Raw genomic sequence first — 5,601 nt, forward strand, 5'->3', positions numbered from 1 at the left:
ACAGAAGCTGGCGCTACCGATCCTGCGTCCGGTCACGGTGGGTGCGGTGACTCGCGCGGACGCCGACCCCGAGGGCGACCTGCTGGTCGACAGCAGTGCGGGCCGGTGGCGCGTCCGGGCGCTCATCAACGCCACCGGCACCTGGACCAACCCGGTGCTGCCGTCCTACCCGGGGCAGGCCAGTTTCCGCGGACGGCAGTTGCATACCCGCGACTACCTCGACGCCGACGAGTTCGCGGGGCAGCGGGTGGCCATCGTCGGCGGTGGCATCTCGGCCATCCAGCAACTCGAGGAGATCTCCCGCGCGGCGAGCGTGTACTGGTATACCCGCCGCGAACCGGTGTTCCGCGACGGCGAGTTCCGTCCCGAGATGGAAGGCCGCGCGATCATCGCCAAGGTCACCGCCGACGCCGAGGCCGGCAACCCGACCGGCAGCGTCGTCTCCTACACGGGCCTGCCCTGGTTGCCCTACGCGGTCGCGGCCCGCGAGCGTGGGGTGCTGAACCGGCGTCCGATGTTCACCGCGATCGAGCCGGACGGCGTCCGCGAGGGCGACGGCAGCTTCACCCCGGTTGACGTCATCCTGTGGGCGACCGGGTTCCGGCCCGACCTGCACCACCTGGACCCGCTGCGACTACGCAATTCGCGCGGCGGCATCGCCGTCCGCGGCACCGAAGTGGTCGCCGATCCGCGGATCCAGCTGATCGGGTTCGGCCCGTCGCAGTCCACCGTCGGCGCCAACCGCGCCGGACGAGAAGCCGTCCGCCGGATCAACGCCCGGCTCGGCTGAACCTCAGTGCGCCGGGGCGACCAGGCGCGACGAGCCCCACTGCTGACGCATCGAACGATGGCGGCCGGAGACCGCTCGCAACTGGCTGATCAGACCCAGGACGGCGAGCGCGATGTACAGCACCGTCCAGCCGATGCCACCGGGCAGCTCGGTGAAGCCCTGGCCGGTCAGCCGATCCAGAGTCATCGCGCCGACCAGCATCGCCACCCCCGAGGTGGCGACGCTCGCGCCGGCCAGTGCGGTCAGCACCACCAGCAGGACGGCGGGCAGGTTCGTGGTCACGGCCAGGATCGCGAGCAGAACGCCCGCGATGACGCCGACGGTCAGGGTGAGGAACGAGGACGCCGAACTGACCATCGCCATCACGCTGGTGCCGAGGGTGAAGCCGATGGCGGCCATCCCGATGATCACGGCCAGTTGGTAGGAGAAGTAGGCCAGTAGCCCGAAGAGCACCGCGCCGACGGCCCCGGCCAGCCAGCTGAGAGCGACCTGTCCGACGCCGCTGGAGTTGCCTGCGAACAGGCCGAAGCCCAGCATGAACCCGGCGAACGCGCCGAACAGGCTGATGACCAGGCGCATCGTCACATACCCCCGGAAGCACAGCAGCGCTCCGATGAGGACGGTGATGATGCCCACGACGATGACGTCCATGATCAGTAACCCCTCCCGCGCCCCGCGCGCTGTAAACCAACGGATTCCATCATGACCGGGCCACACAACTGCCCTCTGAGGTTGTCGTCAGCCCCCTCGTCATCCCGGACTTGATCCGGGATCTCTCCCAGTTGAGATCTTGAGATCCCGGGTCGGAGCCCGAGATGACGTGAATGATCAGCGTTTCCCCTAGCGAGAGTCCGGGACGGGGCGCAGCACGCAGGCGCCCGGGCGGGCGAAAGGGATGAGCCGGAGCGGGTCGTCCGACAACTCGTCGATCAGGCCCTGGTGGATGCTGCAGACCACCGCGGGAAGCTGCCGGGCGGTCGCCAGCAGGGGACAGGTGCGCAGTTCGATGCCGTCGTCACTGAGCTGCGGTGTGAAGCCCTGCGCGGCCAGCGTGGCGAGCAGCCCGGCGTCCGCCTGCCGCAACCGGCGACCCCAGCGCCTGCCGAGTTCCCGGGCGGCGGCCACCGGTTCGGGACCGGTGGCGAACTGCTCGGCCAGCGCCGCGACGAGCGCCGAACTGCCGTCCCAGGTGTCGTCCTGGCCGGCGACCTGAAGGCCGGCGATGGTGGCCCGGTAGGCCCGAGGTGGACGTCCGCGGCCGCCGGTCGGTGCCGGCTCTTCGACCGCGAAACCCTCGCTGACCAGGTGTTCCAGGTGCATCCGGACGCTATTGGGATGGCCGCCCAGTTCGGTGGTCAGGGCGGTGATAGTGACCGGCTCCTCGGCGGCGGCGAGGCTGCGCAGCACCCGCAGCGCCGCGTCGCGCGGACGATCGGTGCGAGCCGGCTGCGGGCCCAGCCCAGCGGTGGACGGCGCGGCTTGGGCGGGATCCGTGGCCGTCGGTTGGTCGCCGTCCGGGATCGGCGCCGATGTGCTCATGTCAGCATCCTAGTGCTACTTTTTCCATATAAACATGGAGAAAATGCGAGGATCTGTGTCCCACACCGCTCCGCCCCGTCCGCGGGCCGCTGCGCCGTCCGGACGCCGTGGCAGTGCCCGCGGGCGGTTGCTGCTGATGATCCTCGGCGGGGTGTGTCTGGTCAGCGGGCTGAACGCGGGTCTGATCCGGCTCGAGGTGTGGGCCCCGGTGACCTCGGACCGGGCCGGCGATGTGCACGGCCTGGTCATGGTGCTCGGCTTCCTCGGCACGCTGATCTCGCTGGAACGCGCGCAGTCGCTGGGACGGGCGTGGGGCTATCTGGCGCCGGCGCTGTACGGGGCGGGCGGGCTGGCGCTGCTCAGCCCCGCACCGCTGCTGCTCGGACAGCTGCTGCTGATCGAGGCCGGGGTGCTGTTCGTCGCGATCTATCTGGCCTTGTGGCGGCGAGCGCCGTGGCCGTTGGTCGCCATCCAGGTGCTCTCGGCGGTGTTGGCGCTGGGCGGGGCGGTGGTCGCCGCCCTCGTCGACGTCACCGTCGCGCTGCCCTGGCTGGCCGGTTTCGTGGTGCTCACCATCGCCGCCGAGCGGGCCGAACTCGCCCAGCTGGCGATGGGTCCCCGCGCGGATTCCGAGCTGCTCGGCCTGGCCGGTGCGCTCACGCTGGCGATCCTGGCGGCATTGACACTGCCCGCGATCGGTCCGCGGTTGGTGGGTGTCGCGCTGCTAGCGATCGCGGCGTGGCTGCTGGCCCACGACGTGGTGCGGCGGCAGCTGCGGCTCTCCGGCCAGCACCGGTACCTGGCGGTCGCGCTGCTGGCGGGCTATCTGAATCTGGCCCTGGCGGGTGCGGTTCTGACTTGGTCCGGCTTGAGTACGGGGCGGGCCAGCTACGACGTGGTGGTGCACGGCGTCTTCCTCGGCTTTGCGCTGTCGATGGTGATGGCGCACGTACCGGTGATCCTGCCGGCCGTGCTGGGGCGGGCGTTGCCGTACCGCCCGGTGCTGTGGCTGCCGCTCGGGTTGCTGCACGTCGGCCTGGTGCTGCGCTTCGCCGGCGCACTCGGCGGGTGGGACGTCGCCTGGCAGGTCGGCGGTGTGGTGACCGTGCTTGCCCTGCTCGTCTTCATGGCCACCGCGATCACCCTGGTGGTGCGGCGATGAACGACGCGAACGGAACCGGTCCCGGCGAGCCGAGCGAACTCGGCCCCGGGGCACCAAAGATGTCCGGCGGTGGGGGGCCGTCGCCGGACGGGGGGAAGGGACACGGTCGTCCGGCCGGGCCCGGTGATCAACAGCGCGGTGGGCCGGGGGGCCGCGGCGCAATCACCGGACGCCCGGTCGGACGCCGGCGCTCACGGCTGCGCGACCTACCGCTGATCGGCTGGCTCGCGGCGGCCGTCGTGATCGCCGTTTCCCATCGCTGGCTACCCGATGCGAACTGGCTGATGCTGCACCTGGTGCTGCTCGGCGCCCTCACCCACGCCATCGTGGTGTGGAGCTTCCACTTCGCCCAGACCCTGCTGCGCTCGCCGGCGTCCGAGACCGAAGCGGCCCGGCACAACCAGCGGCTCGGGCTGCTCACCCTCGGTGCCGCGGCGGTGCTGATCGGGGTGCCGACCACCTGGTGGCCGCTCACTCTTGCCGGTGGGGTTCTGGTCGCTGTCGCGGTGGGCTGGCACGGACTGGTGCTGTGGGGAATGATGCGCCGGGCGTTGCCGGCCCGGTTCCGGGTGACAGTCCGCTACTACCTGGGTGCGGCGGCATCGCTGCTTGTCGGCGTGACTTTCGGGGTGTTGCTGGCGCTGGGGTGGGAGGATCCCTGGCACGGTCGGCTGCTGGTCGCGCACGCCCTGGCGAACGTGCTGGGCTGGGTCGGACTGACCCTGACCGGCACCCTGCTCACCCTGTGGCCGACCATGCTGCGCACCCGGATGGATGACGTCGCCGAACGGTGGACGCAGCAGGCGCTGCCGCTGTTCGGCGCCGCCATCGCAGTCTCCGTCGGGGGTGCGTTGGCCGGGCTGAGCTGGCTTTCCGCCGCCGGTGTCGGTCTCTACCTGGTGGCGATCGGGTTGTGGGGACGCGGCTTGTGGCGTCCGGCCCGGACCCGGCCGCCGCGCGAGTTCGCCTCCGCCTCGGTGGCTGTCGCACTGGGCTGGCTGGTGATCGGACTGGGCTGGGCCGGCTGGCTGCTGGCCACCGCGCCGGACTGGACGGCGGTGCGCGAGGGCTTCATCTGGCCGGCCGCGGTGCTGGGCGCCGGGTTCGCCGTCCAGGTGTTGTCGGGGGCACTGTCGTATCTGTTGCCGTCGGTGCTGGGCGGCGGTCCCAGCGTCGTTCGGGCCGGGCAGCAATGGTTCAACCGGGCCGGCTCGTTCCGGCTGATCGCGATCAACGGCGGGCTGCTGCTGTGGCTGCTGCCCAGCCCGAGCTGGGTGAAGGTGGCCGGGTCGCTGCTCGCTCTCGGCGCGGCCGCCGCGTTCCTGCCGCTGATGATCCTCGGGCTCAAGGCCAGCATCGCCGCCCGACGTGAGCTGGCTGCGGCGTCCGGTGTCGAACGGACGCCGGGCGCGCGGCGTCCGGAGCCGGAGCGGCCCACCATCTTCACCGCCGGCCAGCTGATCGCCGGTTTGACCGCGCTGGCTACGGCAGTTGTCGTCGGCGTAGGCGTCGACCCGAGCGCTGCCGGTGCTGCGGGACCGGCGCCGACGGCGTCCGTCGCGGTGCAGCCGACCGGGAAGGTGGTGCGCATCGAGGTCGCCATGGGCGACATGAAGTTCACCCCGTCCAGCGTCACCGTGCGGGCCGGCGACCGGCTGGTGCTCGACCTGGTCAACGCCGACACCACCACCCACGACGTGGTGATCGGCGACGCCCGCAGTTCGCGGATCGGTCCCGGCAAGCGCACCGAGCTGGACGCCGGCGTGATCGGTGCCGGCGTTCAGGGCTATTGCACGGTCGCCGGACATCGGCAGATGGGCATGGTGTTCGACGTCATCGTCGAGGGTTCGGCGCCAGGCGCGCAGCCGTCGGCGTCCGTTCCGGGGCATGAGCATGGCCAGGCGAGCCCGGCGCCCGAGGCGAGCCTGGCGTCCGATCAGGTGGTTGATCCGGTGCTGTCGCCGCTCACTGATGAACGCGTCCACCGGTTGACGCTCACCATGACCGAGGTGCCGCTACAGGTCGCGCCCGGCATCTGGCAGCGGCGCTGGACCTACAACGGACGTCCGATCGGTCCGACGCTGCACGGCCGGGTCGGCGACGTGTTCGA

5 protein-coding genes are annotated in these 5,601 nt (G+C 71.3%); 3 read left to right on the forward strand and 2 right to left on the reverse strand.

Going from position 1 to position 5,601, the window contains the following annotated elements:
• A partial coding sequence (locus tag QM624_RS03155; RefSeq protein WP_415088667.1) for an NAD(P)-binding domain-containing protein occupies positions 1-790 on the forward strand: 790 nt, incomplete at its 5' end.
• A gap of 3 nt (positions 791-793) precedes the next feature.
• Here the strand turns inward: QM624_RS03155 and QM624_RS03160 are convergent.
• Positions 794-1,441, reverse strand: a complete 648-nt coding sequence (locus QM624_RS03160; RefSeq protein WP_415088668.1) for a DUF4203 domain-containing protein — start codon at positions 1,439-1,441, stop codon at positions 794-796.
• A gap of 189 nt (positions 1,442-1,630) precedes the next feature.
• On the reverse strand, positions 1,631-2,329 hold the full coding sequence (locus tag QM624_RS03165) for a helix-turn-helix transcriptional regulator (RefSeq protein ID WP_415088669.1): 699 nt from the start codon (positions 2,327-2,329) through the stop codon (positions 1,631-1,633).
• 43 nt (positions 2,330-2,372) lie between these two features.
• Here QM624_RS03165 and QM624_RS03170 point away from each other — a divergent pair, with 43 nt between their 5' ends.
• On the forward strand, positions 2,373-3,491 hold the full coding sequence (locus QM624_RS03170) for a hypothetical protein (RefSeq protein WP_415088670.1): 1,119 nt from the start codon (positions 2,373-2,375) through the stop codon (positions 3,489-3,491).
• Positions 3,488-5,601: copper oxidase (locus QM624_RS03175; protein ID WP_415088671.1), on the forward strand; the 2,114-nt coding region annotated here is incomplete at its 3' end. The genes QM624_RS03170 and QM624_RS03175, both read left to right, overlap by 4 nt.

The sequence above is a fragment of the Micropruina sp. genome (assembly GCF_047606365.1).
Lineage (GTDB): Bacteria > Actinomycetota > Actinomycetes > Propionibacteriales > Propionibacteriaceae > Micropruina.

What these genes read in the sequence shown, in the direction of transcription:
- QM624_RS03165 (WP_415088669.1), bottom strand. Translation starts at nt 2,329, where the DNA reads ATGAGCACATCGGCGCCGATCCCGGACGGCGACCAACCGACGGCCACG.
- QM624_RS03170 (WP_415088670.1), top strand. Translation starts at nt 2,373, where the DNA reads ATGCGAGGATCTGTGTCCCACACCGCTCCGCCCCGTCCGCGGGCCGCT.
- QM624_RS03160 (WP_415088668.1), bottom strand. Translation starts at nt 1,441, where the DNA reads ATGGACGTCATCGTCGTGGGCATCATCACCGTCCTCATCGGAGCGCTG.